Source organism: Pseudomonas sp. RGB, assembly GCF_007713445.1.
Lineage (GTDB): Bacteria > Pseudomonadota > Gammaproteobacteria > Pseudomonadales > Pseudomonadaceae > Aquipseudomonas.
This window is the reverse complement of sequence record NZ_VMSH01000015.1, coordinates 96,629-119,193: the sequence shown is the minus strand read 5'-3', so window position 1 is coordinate 119,193 and position 22,565 is coordinate 96,629. Positions and strand designations below refer to the sequence as shown.

Genomic DNA, 22,565 nt, shown 5'->3' with positions numbered 1-22,565 from the left:
TATCTAACACGATAGCGCCCCTTTTTCGCCAACCCTGAGCCCCGAATACGCTTATGTTGTCCAGAACCCTGCTGTGCCTCGCTGTTTTCAGCGCCTCCACGCCCCTGCTCGCTGACACCGTGTGGTTAAAGAACGGTGACCGCCTGACCGGCAAGATCAAAGTCTTCGACGGTGGCAAGTTGCTGATTCAGACCAGCTACGCAGGGGCCATCCCGGTGGATTGGAAGCAGGTGAAAACCCTGGAAAGTGACCAGGAGCTACTGGTCAAGCAGGACGCGTACAGCGGTGAGAAGGCCAAATCCCTGAAAGCTGCGGATGACGGCAAGGTGGTGCTGGCCAATGGCGAGGCGCCCAAAACCGTGGAACTGGCCAGCATCCAGCAAATCCTCAAGCCCAAGCCGGTCATCGAAGACCTGGTGTGGAAGGGCAACGTCGACCTGGCGCTGGACTACAAGCGTGCCGACAAAGACACCAACGACTACGACGTGGACTTCAAGACCACGGCCCGTCACGGCCAGTGGCGCCACACCGCGCAGGGCGAATACAACCGCGAGTTCCAGGACGACGTCACCACCACCGACAACTGGGCGCTGGAATATGACCTGGACCGTTTCATCACCGAGCATTGGTTCTGGCAAGGCCGCCTGACCTACAAGCGCGACAAGGTTGAAGACTTGTCCCGCCAGCGCACGGTCGGTACCGGCCCTGGCTACCAGTTCTGGGACGATGAACTGGGCGCGTTCTCCCTCGGTTCGCTGGTTAACCGCACCGATTACGAATATGCCGACGGCGGCAAATCCAATTTCTACTCGCTGGCCATGAAGTGGAACTACAACCGCTACCTGGTGGGCAAGACCGTGGAGTTCTTCACCAATGGCGAGGTGGGCAAGCCGCTTGCCGGGCCGTCCGATTACTCCCTCGATGCGCAAATGGGCCTGCGTTACAAGGTCACCGAATGGGCGTCTCTCAACCTCAAGGCTGAACGCGACATCATCAGTGGCGAATCGCAAAGCAGCCTGAGCAAGACCCGGTACACCGCAGGGTTCGGTGTGGCCTGGTAAGTGCACTCTGGCAACCTGCGCGGATATTGATTACCTTGTGTTGAGATCCATTCCCATATGCTGTGGGCGGCGGAATACCCGAGGAGTCATACGTTGAGCGCGCACGTTGCCAAGAACGCCCGAGAGCTGTTGCTCAAGGAATACCGTGGGGCTCTCTCCACATTGTCCAAAGCCATGCCCGGGTTTCCCTTCGGCTCGGTCGTGCCGTATTGCCTCGACGAGCAGGGTCGCCCGCTGATCCTGATCAGCCGTATCGCCCAGCACACCCATAACCTGCAGAAAGACCCCAAGTGCTCGCTGCTGGTGGGTGAGCGCGAGGCCGATGACGTGCAGGCAGTGGGGCGCCTGACCTACCTGGCTGAAGCCGAGAAACTCGAAGATGCCACCGCCATTGAAGCGGCTGCCGAGCGTTATTACCGTTACTTCCCCGATTCGGCCAACTACCACAAAGCTCACGATTTCGACTTCTGGGTGCTCAAGCCGGTGCGTCACCGCTATATAGGCGGGTTTGGTGCGATCCACTGGGTTGACCACCTGACACTGGCCAACCCGTTTGCAGGCAAGGCCGAGCGCAGCATGGTCGAGCACATGAACGCCGACCACACCAAGGCCATTGCCCATTACGTCGCGCTGACCGGCTTGCCGACCTTTGAACCCGCGCAATTGGCCGGTATCGACAGCGAAGGCATGCACCTGCGCATTGGCCAGTCGCTGCATTGGTTGCCGTTCGCGACGCCTTGCAACACTCCGACACAAGTACGCGAAGCCCTGGTTTCATTGGCTCACGCTGAGGTCTGGCCGAAAAAAGAGCCTGCCAACGCTTGAATTCACGAAATGGCGACGTCATCTAAGGTGGACTGGCAAGGCATTCTTGCGTTGAGGAACCATTTGATGCGCCCTTTTTTATTGCTCTTTCTGCTGTTCCCGGTGCTGGAGCTGTTCGTATTCGTTCAAGTCAGCAGTGCAATCGGGTTTTTCCCGGCACTGTTATTGATCATTCTCGGCTCGATGCTCGGCGTTCTGGTGCTGCGCGTCGCCGGCTTGGCCACAGCGTTGCGTGCGCGTGAAAGCCTGAACCGCGGCGAGCTGCCCGCTCAAACCATGCTGGAAGGCCTGATGATGGCCCTGGCCGGTGGCCTGTTGATCCTGCCGGGTTTCATCAGCGACGTGGTCGGCCTGGTGATGTTGCTGCCGGTCACTCGCAAGCTGCTGGCCGGCAAGATGCGTCAGCGCGCCGAAGAAGCGGCGATTCGCCAGCGAGCGTTCGCCGATGACCTGCAACCCCGTGGTGGCCCGGCTCCGCGCCCGCCGTTGGGACGCGAGGGCGATGTGATCGAAGGCGAATTCGAACACCGCGACAGCAAATAATCGCTTTATTGGCACGGCACCTTCGGGTGCCGTGTTGCTTTTGTGCGTCGGCAAGCATAAAAAATTTCCGCCGCGGCCCCTTGTAATAAGCTTATGCGCCCTTATGTAACGGTCACCGCAAGGTTTCTGGTGGCGACACCAGACAGACTTCCGCGTCTTGCTTGGCGAGGCGCGACCGGCACAGCCGGAATACAACCCGCCGGTACCGATACCGGCCGATGAAAAACACAATTAGGAGAGATCGACAATGAGCAAGCTTCGTCCTCTGCACGACCGCGTCGTTATCCGTCGCAGCGAAGAAGAAAAGAAAACCGCTGGCGGTATCGTTCTGCCAGGTTCGGCTGCTGAAAAAGCCAACCACGGTGTGATCGTCGCTGCAGGCCCAGGCAAGACTCTGGAAAACGGTGAAGTGCGTGCGCTGGCCGTTAAAGTCGGTGACAAGGTTGTTTTCGGCCCTTACTCCGGCAGCAACACTGTGAAAGTTGACGGCGAAGACCTGCTGGTAATGGCTGAGAACGAAATTCTCGCTGTACTGGAAGGCTGATTTTTCCGCTCATTTTTCCGTTACTCCAAAGAATTTAAGGAATATCGATCATGGCTGCTAAAGAAGTTAAATTCGGCGATTCCGCCCGCAAAAAAATGCTCACCGGTGTCAACGTCCTGGCTGACGCAGTAAAAGCGACCCTGGGCCCTAAAGGCCGTAACGTGATCATCGAGAAGAGCTTCGGCGCTCCGACCATCACCAAGGACGGCGTTTCGGTAGCGAAAGAAATCGAACTGGAAGACCGTTTCGAGAACATGGGCGCGCAGCTGGTCAAAGACGTTGCCTCCCGTGCCAACGATGACGCAGGCGACGGCACCACCACCGCTACCGTTCTGGCTCAAGCTATCGTCAACGAAGGCTACAAAGCCGTCGCTGCCGGCATGAACCCGATGGACCTCAAGCGCGGCATCGACAAGGCGACCATCGCTGTTGTTGCTGAGCTGAAAAACCTGTCCAAGCCATGCGCTGACACCAAGGCTATCGCTCAGGTCGGTACCATCTCCGCCAACTCCGACAGCTCCATCGGCGACATCATTGCCGAAGCCATGGAAAAAGTCGGTAAAGAAGGCGTGATCACCGTTGAAGAAGGCACTGGCCTGGAAAACGAACTGTCGGTTGTAGAAGGCATGCAGTTCGACCGTGGCTACCTATCCCCGTACTTCGTCAACAAGCCAGAAACCATGGTTGCCGAGCTGGACAGCCCGCTGATCCTGCTGGTCGACAAAAAGATCTCCAACATCCGCGAAATGCTGCCAGTGCTGGAAGCCGTTGCCAAGGCCGGCCGCCCACTGCTGATCGTTTCCGAAGACGTTGAAGGCGAAGCCCTGGCGACGCTGGTTGTGAACAACATGCGTGGCATCGTTAAAGTCGCAGCCGTCAAGGCTCCAGGCTTCGGCGACCGTCGCAAGGCCATGCTGCAGGACATCGCTGTTCTGACTGGCGGTACCGTTATCTCCGAAGAGATCGGCCTGAGCCTGGAAAGCGCCACTCTGGAAAACCTGGGTAGCGCCAAGCGCGTGACCATCTCCAAGGAAAACACCATCATCGTTGACGGTGCTGGCGTAGACCAGGACATCCAGGCTCGCATCACTCAGATCCGTGCCCAGGTTGCCGAAACTTCCTCGGACTACGACCGTGAAAAACTGCAAGAGCGTCTGGCCAAGCTGTCCGGCGGCGTTGCAGTGATCAAGGTTGGCGCTGGTTCCGAAGTTGAAATGAAAGAGAAGAAAGCCCGCGTTGAAGACGCCCTGCACGCAACCCGTGCAGCCGTTGAAGAAGGCGTGGTACCTGGCGGTGGCGTTGCGCTGATCCGTGCTCTGGAAGCTTTGGTTGACCTTAAAGGCGACAACGCTGACCAGAACGTGGGCATCGCTGTACTGCGTCGCGCCGTTGAAGCGCCATTGCGTCAGATCGCTGCCAACTCCGGCGACGAGCCGAGCGTTGTGGTCAACGAAGTCAAGAACGGCAAAGGTAACTACGGTTACAACGCTGCAACTGGCGTCTACGGCGACATGATCGAAATGGGCATCCTGGACCCTACCAAGGTGACCCGTTCGGCATTGCAGGCAGCGGCCTCCATCGGCGGTCTGATCCTGACCACCGAAGCTGCGATCGCTGATGCACCGAAGAAAGAAGGCTCGGCTGGCGGCGGTATGCCAGACATGGGCGGCATGGGTGGCATGGGCGGCATGATGTAAGCCAGCCTTACCCGGCACCTGAAAAACCCCGCCTGCAGTGATGCAGGCGGGGTTTTTTATGCGCGGTATTTGCCGCCGGCACGCGGGTCAGCGTGTGCTCACCTGCGGGATGACTTCCTTGGGTGCCTTCCAGCTCAGCAATTGTTGCTTGAAGCCGTAGCTCGCGCCCTGGTAGTAGGTGATTGCGCGCTGGATCAATGGGTCGTCACTGCCCACACGCAACTCCTGGCTCTCACCCAGCGCCTGGTCATGGCGGCGCAGGCCCTGGCGCGGGCTGAGGATCGCCAGGTCATTGCCGTCAAACAGCCCAAGGTGTTGGTAGTTGCCGATGACGACACGCGGCGGCAGCGGATTGTCCTGCAACAGGTTGCGGCCGAAGAAGGTCGACTCGTAGCTCAGGTTGATCAGGCCCAGCAAGGTGGGCGCCAGGTCGATCTGGCTGGCCAGTTGTGCGGTTTCACGCGCTTCAATCAGCTTGGGTGCATAGATGAACAGCGGGATCTGGTAGTTGGCGACAGGCAGGTCCTCTTTGCCTGCGCTGCCGGCGGTATGGTCGGCGACAAACACGAAGATTGTGTTATCGAACCAGGGTTTCTGGCGTGCCGCATTGAGGAACTCGCCGATGGCGTGGTCGGTGTATTTCACCGCGCCGTCACGGCCATTGCCGGACTTGATATCAATGCGCCCTTCCGGATAGGTGTAGGGGCGATGATTGGAGGTGGTCATCAGTTGCAGCAAAAAGGGTTGCTGTTTGGCGTAATCGGCGTCGGCCAGCTTCAGGGTTTGCCGGTAGAGGTCTTCGTCGGCCATGCCCCACGCGTTTTTGAACGAGATTTCTGATTCGGCCACGCTGCTCTGGTCCACCACCCGGTAACCGTTGCCGCTGAAAAACGCGTTCATATTGTCGAAATAGCCGCGCCCGCCGTAGACGAATACGCTGTCGTAGCCGATGGCACTGAGGTGTTGGCCGAGGCTGGCGAAACCGCTTTCACGCCCGATACGTTTGACAATCGAGCGGCCTGGCGTAGGGGGAATCGCCAGCGTGATCGCCTCCAGGCCACGGTCTGTACGGGTGCCGGTGGCATAAAAGTTACCGAAGTACAGGCTTCGTTTGCGCAAGGCGTCCAGATTGGGCGTGAGGTTGCGCCCATCGCCGTTGCTGCCCATGTACTTGGCGCTGAAGCTTTCGATGGTCACCAGCACGATGTTGGGTTTGCGCAATGTGCCGGGGTTGGTGATTGCCCTGCGTATGTCCAGCGGGTCAGTGCCGACGAAGCGCGCATTGGGCTCACTGAGTTCAGCGCGCAATTGCCTGGCGACGACGTCGTCAGGCAGGCTTTTGTAGAACTGTGTGTAATCGAGCTCGTTGTTTCGGAACGCGGCGAAAAACTGATACGGGCCATTGCTGGCCAATTCATTGTTGTAAGCGTTACCGCCCTGGGCGCGTGGGCTGTCCTGGCTGATCAATTGCAGGCTGAGCCCGGCGGCGATCAATAAGCCCAAGGCATTCAGCAGCCGCCCACGCATGGGCGGCAGAGGCGCGCGCATCGCCGCGTTGAAGGGTTTGCGCAGGGCCAGGCTCAACACAATCGCCAACATCGCCAGCAAACTGAGCAGCTTGCCGATCGGGTAGGACTCCAACAGGTTGTTCAATACCTCATTGGAGTACACCAGGTAATCGACGGCGATAAAGTTGAAACGCACGCCAAACTCATCCCAGAACAGCCACTCCGCAACCGAGGTGAACAGCATCGCGAACAGGCTGACTGTCAGCACGGCCTGCAGGAACCAGCGATGGCCGCGGCGACGCCACAGCGCGGGCGGGCACAGCAGCAAGTACAGGCCCAGCGGCAGGGCGGCGTAGGTGAGAAAGCCCAGGTCGTACAGCAAGCCGACGCCAAACACCGGCAGCAGGTTGCCACCGACTTCGTCCAGGTGCGTGAAGAGCAGCACACCGCGGGTGATCAGGAAAATAACCAGCCAGGTGCCGGTGACGAGCAGCAGAAAGCGCATAGGCGCTGTTTTGAGAAACCCCATGTCTATGTTCCTTATATCGATGGGCGGTGATCTTCGGCCTGACACTGTAGTCAGTTTGTGAAGCTATAGTGAAAAACTTGTTGGTTTATCTTATTGGTTGAAAACCTTTATCGACACGGCTCTGAGGTCTATCCCTGAGCCACACTTGGCCTTAAGCTGCGCGAGCCAACACGGCCGTTACCGCGTACGGAGACACTGCCCATGCGAATTTTATTGGTTGAAGACAACCGCGATATTCTGGCCAACCTGGCCGATTACCTGGGGCTAAAGGGCTACACCGTGGACTGTGCGCAGGACGGTTTGTCGGGCCTGCACCTGGCCGCTACCGAGCATTACGACTTGATCGTGCTCGACATCATGCTGCCTGGCATCGATGGCTACACCTTGTGCAAACGCCTGCGTGAAGACGCCCGTCGCGACACGCCGGTGATCATGCTCACCGCCCGCGACCAGTTGGATGACCGGCTGCAGGGCTTCAAGTCCGGCGCCGATGATTACTTGCTCAAGCCGTTCGCCCTGTCGGAGTTGGCCGCCCGCATTGAAGCCGTGCTGCGCCGTGCCCAGGGTGGCGGCCGCCGCGCCCTGCAAGTTGGCGACTTGAACTACGACCTCGATACCCTGGAAGTCACCCGCGAGGGGCGCCTGCTCAAACTCAACCCCGTGGGCCTGAAGTTGCTCGCGGTGTTGATGCAAAAAAGCCCGCATGTGCTGCGTCGCGAAATTCTCGAGGAAGCCTTGTGGGGCGATGACTGCCCGGACAGCGACAGCCTGCGCAGCCACGTCCACCAATTGCGCCAAGTGATCGATAAACCCTTCGCCAAACCGCTGCTGCAAACCGTGCACGGTGTGGGTTATCGCCTGGCCGAGGGTCGTGATGGAGTTTAAGCAAAGCCTTGCCCAGCGGATCATCATCGCCTTTGCCTTGATGAGTGCGTTGGTGGCAGGGGCGTTCGCCATGGGCATCGTTGCGACCGTGCACCTGGTAGAAGAAAAACTGATTTCGGCGGGCTTGGGCGGCGACCTGCAACGGCTGTTGTTGATGGACAGCGTCGAGGACTGGAGCCACCGTCCGGAGCCCGATCAGCTGTTCTATTTCAGTGGCGGGCGCGGGGATTTCGAGCTGCCCAAGGATTTGCGGCACCTGGAACCCGGCTTTCATGAGGTGTTCCGCGAGGCGCTGTCTTACCACGCCATGGTCGAAGTGGTGGATGGCCGTCGGTATGTCCTGCTGCAGGACCAGAGCGACTTCGAGGAGCGCGAGCGGGTTTTATTTGCCGTGGTGCTGGTGGGCTTCGTGCTCAGCCTGGCGCTGGCGGTGTTCCTTGGTTGGGTGTTGGCGCGCAAAGTGATGGCGCCGGTGGTTCGGCTCGCTCGCCAGGTGCGTCATCGCGACCAGTTGCTGGGCCTGGCGCCACCGCTGGCACCCGATTATGCGGCGGATGAAGTCGGCGAACTGGCCGTGGCCTTCGATGCCACGCTGGGGCGTCTGCGTCAGGCGTTATCACGCGAGCAATTGTTCACCAGTGACGTCAGCCATGAATTGCGCACGCCTTTGATGGTGCTGGCCAGCTCCTGCGAACTGTTGCTGGAAAACCCGGCGATCGATCAGCGCGGCCGCAATCAGGTTGAGCGCATCGCGCGCGCCTGCGAAGAAATGCGCGAGCTGGTGCAGACCTTCCTGATGCTGGCCCGTGCCGAACACGATGAAGCGGCCATGTCGCCGCAGGTCACGCTGGCGCAGGTGGCGGACGATTTGCTCGGCATCTGGCGCGAGCCGATCGAGCGCAAAGGCCTGGCGTTGATCTACCAGCCAGGTAACCCTTCGGACGCGCGCTACAACACCACTTTTCTCCACGCCGTTATGGGCAACCTGTTGCGCAATGCCCTGCATTACACCGAGCAGGGCTTCATCCGCCTGACCCTCGAACCCAGCGGTTTTGTGGTAGAGGACACTGGCGTGGGGATTCCAGAAGACAAGCGTGAGGCGATGTTCGAGCCGTTCGTGCGTGGCAGCGAAAAGCGTGGCGAAGGGCTTGGCCTGGGTTTGTCGCTGGTGCAGCGTATCTGTGAGAACCAGGGGTGGACGGTCAGCCTCAGCACGATGGAACCCAACGGCTGTCGTTTTCACGTGCAGTTGAGTCAGGTCAAGCCCTGACACTTGCCCCTGCCGTTATCCTGCCAGACATCCCCGTAAATCGGCGAAGATGGCCCCATGCTATTGCTTGTATCTGTAAAGTCTTGAAATGTATGAGATTGGACAGGACAAGTTTTTCACAACGGGTTGACCTGTTGATCACAGTTCGCTGCATAAGGTTGTAGGCATCAGTTACCGGAGATCCGTTGATGTCTACCCCGATCAAGCTCGATTTTTCTGAAAAGTACGACGATCAGCACGCGCAAAATTATTTGCTCAAGCATCAGGACAATCTGGCTCGCCGGTTGTCCCACAAGCGCGACGAGCAATTGGCGCGGGGTGCGCTGGCCATGGCCGGCGAACCTGGCCTGGTGCTGGACCTGCCGTGCGGCGCCGGGCGCTTCTGGCCGCTGTTGGCTGAGAAACCCAACCGTGTGATTATCGGGGCCGATAATTCAGCGTCGATGCTCAAGGTCGCGACCGTTGCTCAGCCAGCGGACGTGGTGAAACGGGTACGACCCTTGCAGACGTCTGCCTTTGATATCGATTTACCGGATAACTCGGTCGACAGTATTTTCTGCATGCGCTTGCTGCACCACATTGGTGATCCGGCGCACAGGATGACAATACTGCGAGAATTTCAGCGGGTTACCCGCGACAGCGTGATTATTTCGCTGTGGGTGGATGGCAATTTCAAGGCCTGGAAACGCAAACGCGCCGAAGTGAAACGTCGCAACAAAGGTGAGCAAGAAGGTTACCAAAACCGGTTTGTGTTACCGGCTGCTACTGTCGAGGCAGAGTTTGAGCAGGCCGGTTTCCGTGTTCAGGAATCCCTGGACTTCATACCGCTCTACGCCATGTGGCGAGTATATGTATTGCGTAAGAGGTAACAGGATGGCAGTTGAGTGCGTAGTAGGCAGTCATGTAGCTCCCGAGGAACGATTCGATTTTTTCTGGCGCCTGCAGGGCGAGTGGGTTGAAGAACCCAATCGCCGACGTGGCGGTGAAAGTGGTGTGCAACGCGTGATGAGCCCCAACGGCCGCTTGCTTTACAGCAAACGCCAGACCGGTCACATCTATCGCAGCTGGCTTCACCCGTTTGGGCGCCCGACCGTACTGCGTGAGCGTGATGCCCTCAGGGGTTTGCGTTCATTGAATGTACGCGTGCCGGAGCTGGTGTTCTGCGAGGCACGTCGCGACCCTGAGCATCAATGGAAAGCGTTGTTGGTGACTGCGTCGCTCGACGGTTTCGACGAAATCGAAAACTGGTACGCCGCCGGTGGTCGTGAGCAATACGGTGAGGCGGTGCATGAGCGCTTGCTCAAGGAATTGGCGGGCACCCTGGCACGTATGCACAAAGGCCGCTGGCAGCATGGCTGCCTGTACATCAAGCATGTGTTCGTACGCGTAACCGGCGAAGGCGACTCGGCCAAAGTAGAAGTGGCGTTGCTGGATTTTGAAAAATGCCGGCAGCGTTTGACCGCTTATCGGGCGGCGTCCCATGACATGCTGCAACTGCGGCGCCATTCGTCGTGGAACGATACCGACTGGAAAAAACTCAGCTACTTTTACGAGACGGCGTTTGGCAGCGCTATCAAGGGTTTAACCAGATGAAGCTAGAAATAGCACGAGGTTTGTTCCTGGTCGGCGCGTTGGGCATTTCAGCCCTGGCGCTGGCTGCGTGGGAGCTGCCTCGGACACAAGTGCTCAGTGCTGTGCAAGGGGGCGGGCAGTGTCCGTTACCGCGCATCGCCAAGGCGAATGTGGCGGTCAAGCCTGATCATGAGTTGTTGTTGTTCATGTTCGGGATGTCTCAGGGCATGAGGCCGCAGAGCTGAATACAGCGTTGAATAGATTCAACCCCCCAAAAAAGGCCTTGCGATGCGAGGCCTTTTTTTTGGCTGTTGATTTGGGGCCCGGCACCTGTCCGTTACGCAGTCACGGACAGATGCCGATTTCAAATCACGTGCAGATGGTTATCCCAAAACCCGGACGGCAGCTCCAACGGCTTAGCCACCAACTGCTTTTGGCGGCAGTCGTAGAAGCGGCAGCGTCCCTGGCCTGAAGTCACCACAAACCCGTCCGCTACCGCACCCACGCCGGCGCAGTCGGGCAAAGGCCCATCCAGGCGCAGTTCGCCGCTGTCCATGTCCCAGATAAAAAAGCGATTGCCCCGTGGCGCCGTCAGCGCGACCAGGCGTAACTCACTGTGCACTGCGACGCTGGCGGTGTAATGCCCCATTGCCTGCAGCTGCTCATCCGCCACCGGGAACGTCACAAACGGCTGCCCCGGTCGCTTGATCGCCAGCAACTCGGACCTTTCCTGAGACGGCCCCATGAACTGCTGCCCCGTGAGAATTGTGCCGTCGCCGGCAATCCCCATATGACGCACGCTGTTCATCTGCTGGGCCAGGGTTTCCTTGCTGATCAACCGGCCATCGCGGTGCATCAATACCAGGCTCGGCTCCATTGCATTGAGGTTCATCTCAACCCGGCTTTCCGCCTCGGTGCGAATCCCGCCGTTGGCCACCACCAGGGTTTCTCCGTCGGGCATCCACGAGACCTGGTGCGGCCCGATACCGTGGGTGGACATCTCGCCGCTGTGCACCAGCCGTTCGCCTTCGAACTTATACACACCCAGCAACCCACGGCCCGGGTCGGACGTGTCGTTCTCGGTGGCATACAACCAGTCGCCGCTCTTGTGGATCACCGCATGCCCATAGAAATGGCGATTGGCATTCGACGTGATGGTCTGCAGCAACGCGCCATCACGCAGGTTGATCAAGTAACTCTCAGTGCCCGGGCGACGGGCCACAAACAGTGCAATTGGCAGCGTCGGGTGGTTGATGATGTCGTGGCAACGCTGGCCAACCTGGGTGGCAAACACCTGCTTGCCGTCCAGGTGATAACCCACGGCGTAGTGCTTGCCGTCCGCATCATCCCGTGCGGACAGCAGCAGTGGGCTGTTCGAGCCCTTCTGCTTGAACAGCGTCCAACCGCCCAACGTGAGTGCGCTGAGCAGCACGCTGCCCACCGCCAAAGCCTGTCGCCTGAGCATCATCAGTCACCGTCGTTGGCGTTAAAGCCCAGTTGGATGCCCAGCGCTTTGGCCAGCTCACCTTCGTGCAGGCGGTGGACCACGTTGAGGCTGTCGTAAATGTCGTTGAGCTGCTGGCGGCCGGCGTCGTCGGCCAACATTTCATTGAGCGTGCGCTGATTGCTGGCGAACAGCTTCAAAGACGCGGCGTAGGCGGCGTCGATCTTGTCGGCCAACGGCTTCTGCTCCGACGGCAACAAGCCACGCAGGCCTTTGTTGTCGACGCCGGCCCACACGGTCTGGGCCGCAGCCAGGCTGGCTTCCAGGCTTTGCAGGGAAGACTGGCTGCGCCATGCATCGGCCTGGAACGGTTGCGGGATGCCCTTGGTCTGGCGACCCATCGGCGTGCCGAGTTTTTTCTTCAGCGTGTCCAGCGCAGTGACTTGCACGCGCAGCAGGTCAGCGATGGCTTCGTGGGAATCGGCGTAGCGCTGGTTGGGGAACTTGGTCATCTGCGCGAGCATGCCGTCGGTGCTGTTCCAGCTCGCCAGGATCTCTTCAGCCAAGGCTTTCTGGCGCTCGCCGATGGCGACCAGCAGCGGGCAATAACGAGCTTTCTGGGCTTCGTCGGCGACGTCGGTCTTGGCGTCGTAGAGGATGTATTCGTAGGCCGAAAGGCCTTGTACCACCACGCTGGACTTGGCAAGGGCCGCGCCGTCGATCTGCGGCTGGGCGGTGACCAGTTGTTCGACTTGGCGGCCGACCAGGTTTTTCTTGTCCGGCCAGAACTGCACTTGCCACGAACGGTTGCCCTCGGCCAGCGGGCCGATCAGCAGCGGTTGCAGCTCGGCCCAGGCTTTTTGCGCGTGGAGGAAGTCGGCGCGGGCGGTCTCCAGGCTTTCTTTGCCCTGGCAGTAGGCGAGGGCGCTGACGGCCAGTTGGCGGTCGGCTTCAACCCAACGGCTGTAGGTCGGCAGGATCACTTGCTTGGCGATGGCCGCCGAGGTCACCGCTTGCGGGTCCTGCGGCGAGCAGGCGCCGAGGGCGAGGGCGGCCAGGCTTGTGAACAACAACTTGGGACGAAACATGTCGAGCTCCCTTCTGTAAGTGCGGCAAAGCTTATAAAGAATTCAGGAACGCCAGCAACGCGGCACGCTGCTCGGCATTAAAGGACAGCACATGCTGCTGCGCCGCGTGTGCTTCACCGCCATGCCACAGCACGGCTTCGAGCAGGTTGCGGGCGCGGCCATCATGTAAAAACTGGGTGTGGCCACTGACGGTCTGTGTCAGGCCAATGCCCCACAACGGCGGCGTGCGCCAGTCGCGGCCACCGGCCTTGAATTCGCTGCGGTTGTCGGCAAGGCCTTCGCCCATGTCGTGCAATAGCAGGTCGCTGTAGGGGCGAATCACTTGGTTGGCCAGTTCGGGTTCGGCGGCGCCTGCGGCCGTGGTGAACGTGGGTTTGTGGCAGCCCTGGCAACCGGCCTGGTAGAACAGGTTTTTCCCGGCCAGCACCTGCGGCGTGTTGACGCCACGGCGCACCGGCACGGCGAGGTTGCGGGTGTAGAACAGCACCAGGCGCAGGATGTTATCGCTGACTTCCGGCTCGCCATCGGGGCCATTGCCGTTGGGGGCCTGTTTGCAGGCGACCTGGGCGTCGGTGCAGTCATCAAAGGGTCTCAGGGACGTGGTGAGGCCCATATCACCAGAAAACGCGTGAACATTTTGTTGATTGAGGTTGGGTTGCCCGGCTTTCCAGCCAAAGCGCCCGAGCACGGTTTTCTGCCGGGCGTCATCCCAGACCCAATTGGCGCGGCCGACGAGGGCTTCTTTGTCGGCCGTTTTCGGGTCGGTGTTGCGCAACACATCGGCGTCGCTGATGGCTTCGAGCAAGCCCAGACCGATCATGGGCGGGGCGACGCGCGCCGAGAAAAGTGTATCCGGATGCATCGGGCCGTAGCCGAGCTGGGTGATGTGCAGGTCGGGCTTGCGCAGCTCGACCACGGTGCCGTCCTTGAACGTCACGTTGACCGGTGTGTAATCCACGCGCACCTTGCCTTCCGGCGCCACGCCCGGCACGGCCATGTCCTGCAATTGCCCGCCGTAGACCGGCTCGGGCACTACGCCGAGCTGCTCGATGATTTTGGCGTAGGGCGCAGGCTCTGTCATCGGCACGGGAATCGACAGGCGCACCAGCATCGACACCGCATTGGGCGCGTCGGGCAGTGGTGGGTGACCCCGGCCGTCCTTGATGTGGCAGTTCTGGCAGGCGTTGGTATTGAACAGCGGGCCCAGGCCGTCGCGCGCGGTGGTGGTGGACGGCGCGATCACCCACGGGCTGCGAAAGAAGCTGTTGCCGACGCTGAAGTCCAGGCGGCGGGTCGGCGCCAGGTTGGCCGAGGGCAGGGAAAAGGCGTTCTGGTCGCGCTTGTTCACCGTCGTCGCGCCGCCGGCTCGCGCTTCACCAGGTTCGGCCTTGGTGAAACGTGGGGCGTCATCGCAGGCGGTCAGGCTCAAGGCCATCAACGCTGCGGACAGGCGAAAAAGCGAACCGAACATCAAGTTTCCTGAAGCAATGGCCAAAATTAGGCCGCAAAGTCTAACAGGGCGGGGCTCAATGAATAAGAGCAATTATCGTTTGGTCGAATCCGATTCATTCCCGCTAGAATGGCCGCACATTTTTCTCTGGAGGTGGCCAATGCAGGCTCTCGACGCTTTGCTCAACCGTGTTTCCGTGCCGCGTTTGCTGGAACCGGCACCGACCCAGGAGCAGCGCGATGTGCTGTTCGCCGCCGCCATGCGTGCGCCGGACCACGGCCAGTTGCGCCCATGGCGTTTTCTCACCGTCGAAGGCGCGGCCCGCGAGCAGATGGGCACGCTGTTGGCCGAAGCGGCGCGCCTGCAGGACGCCGACGCGCCGCAAGCCGCCATCGACAAAGCCCAGAACGGCCCACTGCGCGCGCCGTTGGTGGTGGTGGTGATTGCCCGCCTGCAAGAACACTTCAAGGTGCCAAAATCCGAGCAACTGCTGGCGGCTGCGTGTGCGGCCCACGGTATTCTGCTGGCGGCTTATGCACAGGGCATTGGTGCCGTGTGGCGCACCGGTGAGTTGTCTTACTCGCCTCACGTCGCCAAAGGCCTGGGGCTGACGGCGGATGAGGAAGTGATTGGCTTCCTTTATCTGGGCACGCCGCAGAACCCGCCGCGTGTTGCGCCCAAGGAAGATGTGGCGGCGTTTGTTCAGGCGTGGACTGGCCTTTAAACCTCTGCAGTTCTGCTCTTTGTGGGAGCTGGCTTGCCTGCGATAGCGGTGTGTCAGCCATAAAGGTATGGACTGACCCACCGCCATCGCGGGCAAGCCCGGCTCCCACAGAGACCTCTATCGGTTTCAGCAGTGGTGTTACACCTTGAACTGATCCATCAACTTCATCTGCTGGCTGGCCAAGGCATTCAGTTGACTGCTGATGGCCGCCGACTCGGTGGCCTGGCCAGTGAGGGTTTCGGTCACGGTGCGAATTGCCGAGACATTGCGATTGACCTCTTCGGCCACGGCGCTCTGCTGCTCGGCGGCGCTGGCGATTTGCAGGTTCATGTCGCTGATGACTGTGACCGCGTCGCTGATCTTGCCTAACGCTTGCACGGCCTGATGGATCTGCCCGGCATTGCTCTGGGCCTGATGCTGGCTGGAATGCATGGTTGCCACCACGCCACGGGTGCCGCTCTGGATGCGCTCGATCACCAGGCGAATTTCTTCCACCGAATCCTGTGTGCGTTTGGCCAGATTGCGCACTTCGTCGGCCACCACCGCAAACCCACGCCCGCTTTCCCCGGCGCGCGCCGCTTCGATGGCGGCGTTGAGGGCCAGCAGGTTGGTCTGCTCGGCAATGCTGCGGATCACTTCCAGCACCGAACCGATCTGCTCGCTGTTCACCGCCAAGGCCTCGACCTCGCTCACCGCCTTGCTGACTTCTTCGGCGAGGGTGGTGATGTCGCGGGTGCTTTGCTCAATGATCGACATGCCCTCGCGTGCTGACTGGTCCGCGCCGCGTGCCGCGCTGGCAGCGTTGGACGCGCTGTTGGCCACGTCGTGGGCGGTGGCGCTCATTTCATTGGACGCCGTGGCAACCTGGTCGATTTCGCGGAACTGCACCTGCATGCCTTCGCTGGTCTGGCGCGCGATGGCTGACGACTGATCAGCCGTGCCGCGTGCTTCGGTGATGCTTTGTTTGATCTGCGCGATGGTTGGTTGCAGCTTGTCGAGAAAGCGGTTGAACCAGTTCGCCAACTCGCCCAGTTCATCTTTTTTAGCGTAAGTCAGGCGCTGGGTAAGATCGCCTTCGCCGCTGGCGATGTTCTTGAGCATTGCGGCCACGGTGTTGATCGGGCGGGTCACGCCGGTGGCGGTCAGCCAGATCAGCACCAGGCCCAGCAATGCGGCGGCGGCGCCGACCAGCAAGGCCTTGAGCGTGCCGGCTTCCTGGGCGTTGTCGAGGACGCCTTGCAGTTTCAAGGTGTCAGCCAGCATCACGTTCTTGGGCAGTTTGATCACGATGCCCCAGGACTTGGCGTCGGCAATCGGCTTGACCGGGTACACGGCGCGGATCGTGTCGTCTTGCTCGCGGATCGTGCGCGTGTCGTTGGCCAGCAATTGCACAATCTCTTTGCCCTCGGCGCCCAGGATGTCGATCAGGTTTTTGCCGACCCGCGCCGGCTCGCCGCTGTAGGCCGCGATCAAGCCGGTGCTGGAGAGAATCTCCAGGTGCGCGGCGCCGTCGAAGAGTTCTTTTTGTGCTGCGTCGGTCACCGCCTGCAGGGTGTTGAGGGCCAGGTCCACGCCCACTACGCCGATGACCTTGCCGTCGACGATCAACGGCAGCGAGAGGGTGGTCATCAGCACTTGCTTGCCGGCCACGTCGTCGGAGTACGGGTCAAGCAGGCAAACAGTGCGCGTGTCCCGTGGGCAGGTGTACCAAATGTTGTAGGGCGTGCCGCTGAGATTGAGGGTGGTTTTGGTCAGGTCTTCCTCGACCATCACCGTGTTCAGGCCTTCACCGGCGGCGCGGCTCCAGTAGCTGGAAAAGCGGCCTTTTTCATTCGAGACGCGGGCCTTGTCGTTGACAAATTCGCTGTCCTTGCCATCCAGGCCATTGGGTTCGAACGACAGCCAGATTCCCAGCACCTTGGTGTTGCGCTCAAAGGCGGTCTTGAGGCTCTGGTTGAGTTCTTCACGCAGTGCACCCGCTTCCAGCCCGCGCTTGGCGGCGGTGGTGCGCAGGCCCTTGATCTGGTCGGCCAGTGCGGTGACCACCACCAGGCTTTCGCCAAAGGTTTTCTGCAGCTGTACCGCCTGTTCGCCGGCCTTGGCTTGCAACAGGTTCTGCACACTGTTGGTGAGCATTCGCGAGCTTGAATCGCTGACCAGTCGGTTGTTCTGATCGGCTTCGTAGAGGTTGACGCCGACGACCAGTGCAATCACCCCCAACAGGCAGAGGCCGGACAGCAGCACGATTTTCAAGCGGATAGAGAGGGTGTCGAACATGGGTTCACTCGCGATTGGACTTGTTGACCTGCAAGCAGGGCGAGCCAAGTCCATTCGGCGCTATGTCCGGAACATCGGCGTAACGAGATGTTTCATGAGGGAAAGGCGATGAGCGGTAGGAAAAAGACTACACGCTGCGCTATACGGGGGCTGCAAGCCGTTCCGGGCGTGACCATATCCACAGGTTGCCCAGGCTCATGCCGGCGATTGCCAGGTAGATCGGCCAGCCGTGATCGAGCATCACCAGCATCAAACCCGCGCACAGCAGCATGCTGACGGTGGCGCTGACTTTGGCACGGCGCGCGATGATCTTGCCGTTGCGCCAATTGAACAGGATCGGCCCGAACAACCGGTGGTTTTCCAGCCAGGCACTCAGGCGCGGCGAACTTTTGGTCGCGGCCCAGGCGGCAAGCAGGATGAATTCAGTGGTGGGCAAACCCGGTATGACAATCGCCACCAACCCAATGCCCAGGCTGACGTAGGCCAGCAGGCCGAAGAGGATCTGCGCGATTTTTGAGGTGGATTGGGTTTTGCCGGTCATGCTGAAGCTTATCTGCTGAGGAGGTTACAAATTATTTGAATTGGAATGCGCTCAAATGTGGGAGCTGGCTTGCCTGCGATAGCGGTGGGCCAGGCACCGATGTGTAGACAGGCAGTCCGCCATCGCAGGCAAGCCAGCTCCCACATTGAGCCAGTGTTTATCGGAACATTTACGCCAATTCAGGGGCGCTAGCGTACGCCTGTTCCAGCAGCACGGTGAAGCGCACAAACGCGTCGATTGCACCTTTTTCTACTGCGGCTTCTTCTTCGGCGCTGAACTCAAGGCCGTCGAGGGTACGGGTAAAGCTTTTCCAGCCTTCAGCACGGCCACCGGCCGGCTCGCCGAGGTGGCGGGCGCCGAAGGTTTCGCTCAGGCCCAGGCCCACGGCGCGTTTGATCAGGAACGCAGCGCCCAGCTTGGAGCCTTCGGAGACGAACAGCCAGCCCAGGGCTTCGGCCTTGCTCGGGTTCTTGACAGCGCCGGCGACCGGTGCAGGCACTTCGGTGTCCAGGTCGCCGAGGTCCAGCTTGGCGGCTTCGGCGCGGCAGCGTTCAGCCAGATCGGGGACGATCTTGATCAACTCAGGGTCGTTGTACAGGGCCACCAGTTCCGATTGGAACAGGTACTGCGCGACCACGAAGCGGGCGAAGTTGGCTTGGGTTTCGAACGGGGCGTGGGCTTTGACCAGCGCATCGAGCTTGGTGTGGGGCGCGTTGGTGATCTGGTTCAGGCGCTGGGAGCGCAGGCTTGGGCGTTCTGCGGTAGGGGAAGCGGTCATCGAAAAAAGTCCTTGAGAAGAGTAGCGCCTGGGTGCCCTAAAGAGAGCTGTTATCAACTAGACGAACAAGAAGACGCGGCACAGTAAAAAATCCTCACCTCGCCGGTGAAATTCCGGCGAGGTGAGGAGACGGCATTTGGGTGAAGTGCTGTCAGATGTCCCAGATCAGGTTGATCGCGAAGTTGCGGCCGGGCTGGGTCAGGCGGTCGAGGTTGGCGGGCGCTGTCACGCCGGCTTCGCCGACGCCGTCGTAGCTGCGCACGTCATCCCAGTTCCAGTACTTTTTGTCGGTGAGGTTGTAGAGGCCGCCGTTGATGGTTACATCGTCGGTGACTTTGTAATAACCGGTTAGGTCGACGATGCCGAAGCCTGGCGTTTTGAACGGCGCACTGGTGCTGCCATCCGGTGCGTGGAAGGTGGTGCTGTCGACGCGGTTCTGTTTCTTGACCAGCGTCCAGCTGACCAACGCGCCATATTGCTCTTGCTCGTAGCCCAGGCCGAACACGCCTTTAAGCGGGTTGACGCTGTTGAGCGGCTCGCCGTTGTCGTCGTTGCGGCCGTAGGTGTAACCGACCGAGCCTTGGGTGTAGAGGCCTTGCGGTGCGCCGAACGCGTCGAGGTTCAGGCGGCCCTTGGCTTCAACCCCTTTGATGGTGGCGTGCTTGATGTTATTGGCTTCGAAGGTTTGTATGTCACCGCCGGCGACCGAGGCGTCTTCGTCGATAAAGTTGCGGTACTTGTTGTAGAACACCGCGATGTCGAAAGAGCCCTCGTCGAAATTGCCGCGAATCCCGGTTTCGATGCCCTTGCTGGTTTCCGGCTTGAGGTTCGGGTTCGGCTCGACGGTGTAGCCCAGGTTAAGGTTTTCAAAGCGACCATAGAGCGCCTTGGCCGATGGCGTGCGGAAACCCTCGGCGTATTGACCGAACCAGGTGTATTGCTCGGTCAGCGCATAGGTCAGGCCGAATTTGGGCGTTACACGGTGCCAGGTTTTTTCTTTGTCGCTGACCGGGTAGGCGCCGGTCGGGTTTACGGTGTTGAGGAATTCCTGGGTCAGCTTGGGTTTGAGCTGGGTGTAGTCATAGCGCACTGCCGGCAGGAAGGTCCATTTGTTCCAGGTGATCTGGTCCTGGGCGAACAGCGAGTAGGTGTTGATGGTCGGGTCCGGGAAGTCGCTGGATTTTTTCACGCTGTCGCTGGCTTGTGGGCTGGGTGCGCCGATGGCTGTGCAACCCGAGCCGACGGCGAGGCAGGAGGCCGAGCCTTCGCGCGAGCCGGTGACCTTCTGCTGTTTGAGTGTGGTGCCATAGGTCACTTGGTGATCGGTTTCACCAATGTTGAAGGCCTTGTCCAGTTGGGCGTCAAAGACCCACTGTTTTTCTTCGTAAAGCGTGTCACGGGTGCGTAATACGCGACGGCCCGCCTGGTAGATTTCGGCGGTGGTCTGGTCGGTCTTGGCGATCTGGTAGTTCAGGCTGGTCTTGATGCGATCGGCAATCGGCGACTCGAGGGCAAAGGTGTTTTCCAGGCCGAAGCGCTCGCGAGTGATGGTGTCGTTGCCGGAGCGGGCGCGGTACAAATTCATCCCGCGACCGCCGATGAACGGGCCGCCCACGGCGTTTTTCAGGTTAACGTCGCGGTCATCCTTGAACTTCTCATAAGTCAGGCCCAGTCGGTTGTCATCGCCATAGTTCCAGCCCAATTTGGCCAGGATATTGGTGGTGCGCGCATCTTCCGGGTTGGCGCCGGTGCGGGCCAGGCCGGTGGCGTTGTTGCCGTCGTAGGATTCCATTTCATGGCCATTGCGCTGGCTCAAGTGCAGCAAACCGTCGAAGTCCTGCACGCGGCCGGCAACGGTGCCGGAGGTCAGCCAGCTGTCGTCGGCGGAGCTGTAGCCGGTTTTCAGGCGGGCGCCGACGTCCTGGCCGGGCTTGATGATGTCGTCCGGGTCGAGGGTGAAGTAGCTGACCGCGCCGCCGATGGCGCTGCTGCCGTACAAGGCCGAGGCCGGGCCACGCAGGATTTCCACGCGCTTGACGATTTCCGGGTCGACGTAGTTGCGGCGCGTCTTGGCGTAGGGGCCGTTGAAGAAATTGTCCGGCACTTCGACGCCGTCGACTTGGGTGAGGATGCGGTCGCCGTCGATGCCGCGAATGTTGTAGCCCGCGTTGCTGGCGCGGGTGCCTGCGCCGCCGACTGACACGTTGGGCTCGTAGCGCACCAGTTCACGGATGGTGTTGACGTTCTGGCGGTCCAGTTCCTGGCGATCATGCACAGTGACCGTGCTGGGCACGCTGTTGACGTCCTGTTCGTTACGCGTGGCGCTGATGGTCACCTGTTGCAGGTTGAGCACGCTGCCGGCTGCGCGTTTTTCCAGCACGATATTGTTAGTGCCCAGTTTGCGATAACTCAGGTTGGTCCCCACCAACAACCGGTCCAGGGCTTTTTCGGGTGACAGCGGGCCGCGTGCGCCAGGGGACGAGACACCTTGGCCCAGCTCTGCCGGCAGGCCGACTTGCCAGCCGGTCACGGCGGTAAACGCGTTCAGCGCCGAGACCAACGGCTGCTGCTCGATGCTGAAATTGTAGTTGCCGTGGCTGCGGGCAACCGGCTCGGCGGCAGTGGCGGCCATGACTGGCGCGCTGGCCAGCAGCATGGCAGCGGTCAGCAATGACAGGACGGGCGAGGAAGACCGGCGATTGAAACGAGAGGACATCGAGAGCGCTCCGGAGTACGAATCTTATAGTTGCGAACCGAATCAAATAGGAATCAGTTGCATTGGCTATAACGAGACGTACCGCCGGTTAACATCGAGTAAAAATAATTCTCATTTAGTTCAAAATGACCAGCGCCGGGTATTCCGAAAGCGTGGCCGAGGTGATGTGCGCCAGCGAGCGCACCACGTCCAGCGGCTGGTCGAGGCGGTAGTTGCCGGTGACGGCTGTGCTGGCGAGCTTGTCGTTGGTGTTGATGATCCAGCCCGGGTAATAGCGGCGCAGCTCGGCCAGCACGTCGCTCATCGGGCAGTTTTCGAACACCAGCCGACCTTGAACCCAGGCCAGGTCCTTGCTCACATCCAGCTTGGCGGGTTGGCCAAAGCCTTTGGGGCCGATGCGGATGCTCTCACCGGCACGCAGGCGCACACGGGCATCGTCGAAGGTATTGCTCAGGTCGACGTCACCGCGCTGCACCTGCACCTGGGCCTCGCCGTTGAGGTAGCGCACGGCGAAGTCGGTGTCGCTTACGCTGGCGCGCACCGGCCCGGCGTCAATCTCCAGGGGCAGGCCGCGGTTGGGCGCAACTTCAAAAAACGCCTCGCCCTGGTACAGGCGGGCGATGCGCTGGTGGTCTTTGATGCTGCTGGAAAACGCCGAGTTGGTGTTCAGCAGTACTTTGGAGCCGTCGTCCAATTGCACGCGCTGGCGTTCACCGACGACGGTGAGGTGGTCGGCTTGCAGGCGCACGGGCAGGTTGCTGAAGCTGAACAGGCCGATCAACAGCACGGCGGCGGTGGCCAAGGGTTTCCAATGCGGTTTTATCCGGCGCCAGACGCTCGGTTTGCGCGGCGCTGCCAGGGCCACGGCGGCGCTGTGTACCGGCGCGCCGCCCCAGGCGGTTTGGGCTTTGTTGAACGCGTGTACGTGTGCCGGGTCACTGGCCAGCCAGGCATCGAACTGCGCTTGCTGCCCGGGTTGCGGGCACTGCAAGACGATCAGCCAATCAAGGGCCTGGTCCATAGCAGTGTCTTGCAACACCTCATGAGCCAGCTCATGGGGGCGCAGTTTATTCGGGTCTGTCACGGTGTTCCTCGGGTCTTCGCCACGTTCTA

The 22,565-nt window shown here is 60.4% G+C and carries 20 protein-coding genes and 1 pseudogene; 11 read left to right on the top strand and 10 right to left on the bottom strand.

Going from position 1 to position 22,565, the window contains the following annotated elements; genetic code table 11:
• The first annotated feature begins 53 nt into the window (after positions 1-53).
• The 5 genes from FPT15_RS24860 to groL all read left to right on the top strand — a co-directional run bounded on the left by FPT15_RS24860 (position 54) and on the right by groL (position 4,670).
• On the top strand, positions 54-1,061 hold the full coding sequence (locus FPT15_RS24860) for a DUF481 domain-containing protein (protein ID WP_145165448.1): 1,008 nt from the start codon (positions 54-56) through the stop codon (positions 1,059-1,061).
• A gap of 93 nt (positions 1,062-1,154) precedes the next feature.
• Entirely contained in the window at positions 1,155-1,886 is a 732-nt protein-coding gene (locus FPT15_RS24855) for a HugZ family protein (RefSeq protein WP_106578328.1), read from the top strand.
• A 66-nt stretch (positions 1,887-1,952) separates the two neighbouring features.
• On the top strand, positions 1,953-2,429 hold the full coding sequence (locus FPT15_RS24850) for an FxsA family protein (RefSeq protein WP_145165446.1): 477 nt from the start codon (positions 1,953-1,955) through the stop codon (positions 2,427-2,429).
• Between the two features lie 247 nt (positions 2,430-2,676).
• Positions 2,677-2,973 (top strand): co-chaperone GroES, encoded by a 297-nt coding sequence (gene groES, locus FPT15_RS24845; protein ID WP_017846112.1) that lies wholly within the window; start codon positions 2,677-2,679, stop codon positions 2,971-2,973.
• 50 nt (positions 2,974-3,023) lie between these two features.
• Positions 3,024-4,670, top strand: a complete 1,647-nt coding sequence (gene groL, locus FPT15_RS24840) for a chaperonin GroEL (RefSeq protein ID WP_106578329.1) — start codon at positions 3,024-3,026, stop codon at positions 4,668-4,670.
• Between the two features lie 87 nt (positions 4,671-4,757).
• Here the strand turns inward: groL and FPT15_RS24835 are convergent, their stop codons facing one another.
• Positions 4,758-6,707 carry an LTA synthase family protein gene (locus FPT15_RS24835; protein ID WP_145165444.1) on the bottom strand — a complete coding sequence of 650 codons (1,950 nt, stop codon included), beginning with the start codon at positions 6,705-6,707 and terminating at the stop codon, positions 4,758-4,760.
• Positions 6,708-6,908: 201 nt separating this feature from the next.
• Between FPT15_RS24835 and colR the strand changes: the two genes are divergently transcribed.
• From colR to FPT15_RS24810, 5 genes are all read left to right on the top strand, one after another.
• On the top strand, positions 6,909-7,592 hold the full coding sequence (colR, locus tag FPT15_RS24830; protein WP_003208587.1) for a two-component system response regulator ColR: 684 nt from the start codon (positions 6,909-6,911) through the stop codon (positions 7,590-7,592).
• Positions 7,582-8,862 (top strand): HAMP domain-containing sensor histidine kinase, encoded by a 1,281-nt coding sequence (locus FPT15_RS24825; protein WP_145165442.1) that lies wholly within the window; start codon positions 7,582-7,584, stop codon positions 8,860-8,862. The genes colR and FPT15_RS24825 overlap by 11 nt, the downstream gene beginning before the upstream one ends.
• Positions 8,863-9,050: 188 nt before the next feature.
• Positions 9,051-9,731: a class I SAM-dependent methyltransferase gene (locus tag FPT15_RS24820; protein ID WP_145165440.1), complete on the top strand. Its 681-nt coding sequence runs from the start codon at positions 9,051-9,053 to the stop codon at positions 9,729-9,731.
• 4 nt (positions 9,732-9,735) lie between these two features.
• Positions 9,736-10,455 (top strand): lipopolysaccharide kinase InaA family protein, encoded by a 720-nt coding sequence (locus FPT15_RS24815; RefSeq protein ID WP_119736897.1) that lies wholly within the window; start codon positions 9,736-9,738, stop codon positions 10,453-10,455.
• Positions 10,452-10,679, top strand: coding sequence for a hypothetical protein (locus tag FPT15_RS24810; protein ID WP_145165438.1), 228 nt, complete (start codon positions 10,452-10,454; stop codon positions 10,677-10,679). The genes FPT15_RS24815 and FPT15_RS24810 overlap by 4 nt, the downstream gene beginning before the upstream one ends.
• Before the next feature lie 119 nt (positions 10,680-10,798).
• Here FPT15_RS24810 and FPT15_RS24805 read toward each other — a convergent pair whose 3' ends face one another.
• The 3 genes from FPT15_RS24805 to FPT15_RS24795 are packed head-to-tail and all read right to left on the bottom strand — an operon-like array spanning position 10,799 to position 14,437.
• Positions 10,799-11,899, bottom strand: a complete 1,101-nt coding sequence (locus FPT15_RS24805; RefSeq protein WP_145165464.1) for a DUF1513 domain-containing protein — start codon at positions 11,897-11,899, stop codon at positions 10,799-10,801.
• Positions 11,900-11,901: 2 nt separating this feature from the next.
• Positions 11,902-12,966: an imelysin family protein gene (locus FPT15_RS24800; protein ID WP_145165436.1), complete on the bottom strand. Its 1,065-nt coding sequence runs from the start codon at positions 12,964-12,966 to the stop codon at positions 11,902-11,904.
• A gap of 31 nt (positions 12,967-12,997) precedes the next feature.
• On the bottom strand, positions 12,998-14,437 hold the full coding sequence (locus FPT15_RS24795; protein ID WP_145165434.1) for a di-heme oxidoredictase family protein: 1,440 nt from the start codon (positions 14,435-14,437) through the stop codon (positions 12,998-13,000).
• Positions 14,438-14,576: 139 nt separating this feature from the next.
• Here FPT15_RS24795 and FPT15_RS24790 point away from each other — a divergent pair, with 139 nt between their 5' ends.
• Entirely contained in the window at positions 14,577-15,140 is a 564-nt protein-coding gene (locus FPT15_RS24790) for an NAD(P)H nitroreductase (RefSeq protein WP_145165432.1), read from the top strand.
• Positions 15,141-15,278: 138 nt separating this feature from the next.
• On the opposite strand, the gene FPT15_RS30480 is transcribed toward FPT15_RS24790, so the two are convergent.
• The 6 genes and pseudogenes from FPT15_RS30480 to FPT15_RS24765 form a co-directional block, all read right to left on the bottom strand.
• Positions 15,279-16,034, bottom strand: a complete 756-nt coding sequence (locus tag FPT15_RS30480; protein WP_370004810.1) for a methyl-accepting chemotaxis protein — start codon at positions 16,032-16,034, stop codon at positions 15,279-15,281.
• A gap of 102 nt (positions 16,035-16,136) precedes the next feature.
• Positions 16,137-17,276 (bottom strand): annotated as a pseudogene (locus FPT15_RS30475) (HAMP domain-containing protein); the annotation flags it as partial.
• A gap of 280 nt (positions 17,277-17,556) precedes the next feature.
• Positions 17,557-17,958: a YbaN family protein gene (locus FPT15_RS24780; RefSeq protein ID WP_145165428.1), complete on the bottom strand. Its 402-nt coding sequence runs from the start codon at positions 17,956-17,958 to the stop codon at positions 17,557-17,559.
• A gap of 169 nt (positions 17,959-18,127) precedes the next feature.
• Positions 18,128-18,736, bottom strand: a complete 609-nt coding sequence (locus tag FPT15_RS24775) for a biliverdin-producing heme oxygenase (protein WP_145165426.1) — start codon at positions 18,734-18,736, stop codon at positions 18,128-18,130.
• 151 nt (positions 18,737-18,887) lie between these two features.
• Complete coding sequence (locus tag FPT15_RS24770; RefSeq protein ID WP_145165424.1) at positions 18,888-21,452, bottom strand: TonB-dependent receptor; 2,565 nt, start codon at positions 21,450-21,452, stop codon at positions 18,888-18,890.
• A gap of 115 nt (positions 21,453-21,567) precedes the next feature.
• A complete protein-coding gene (locus FPT15_RS24765; RefSeq protein WP_145165422.1) occupies positions 21,568-22,536 on the bottom strand; it encodes a FecR domain-containing protein in 969 nt (322 codons plus the stop codon).
• Positions 22,537-22,565: the final 29 nt, after the last annotated feature.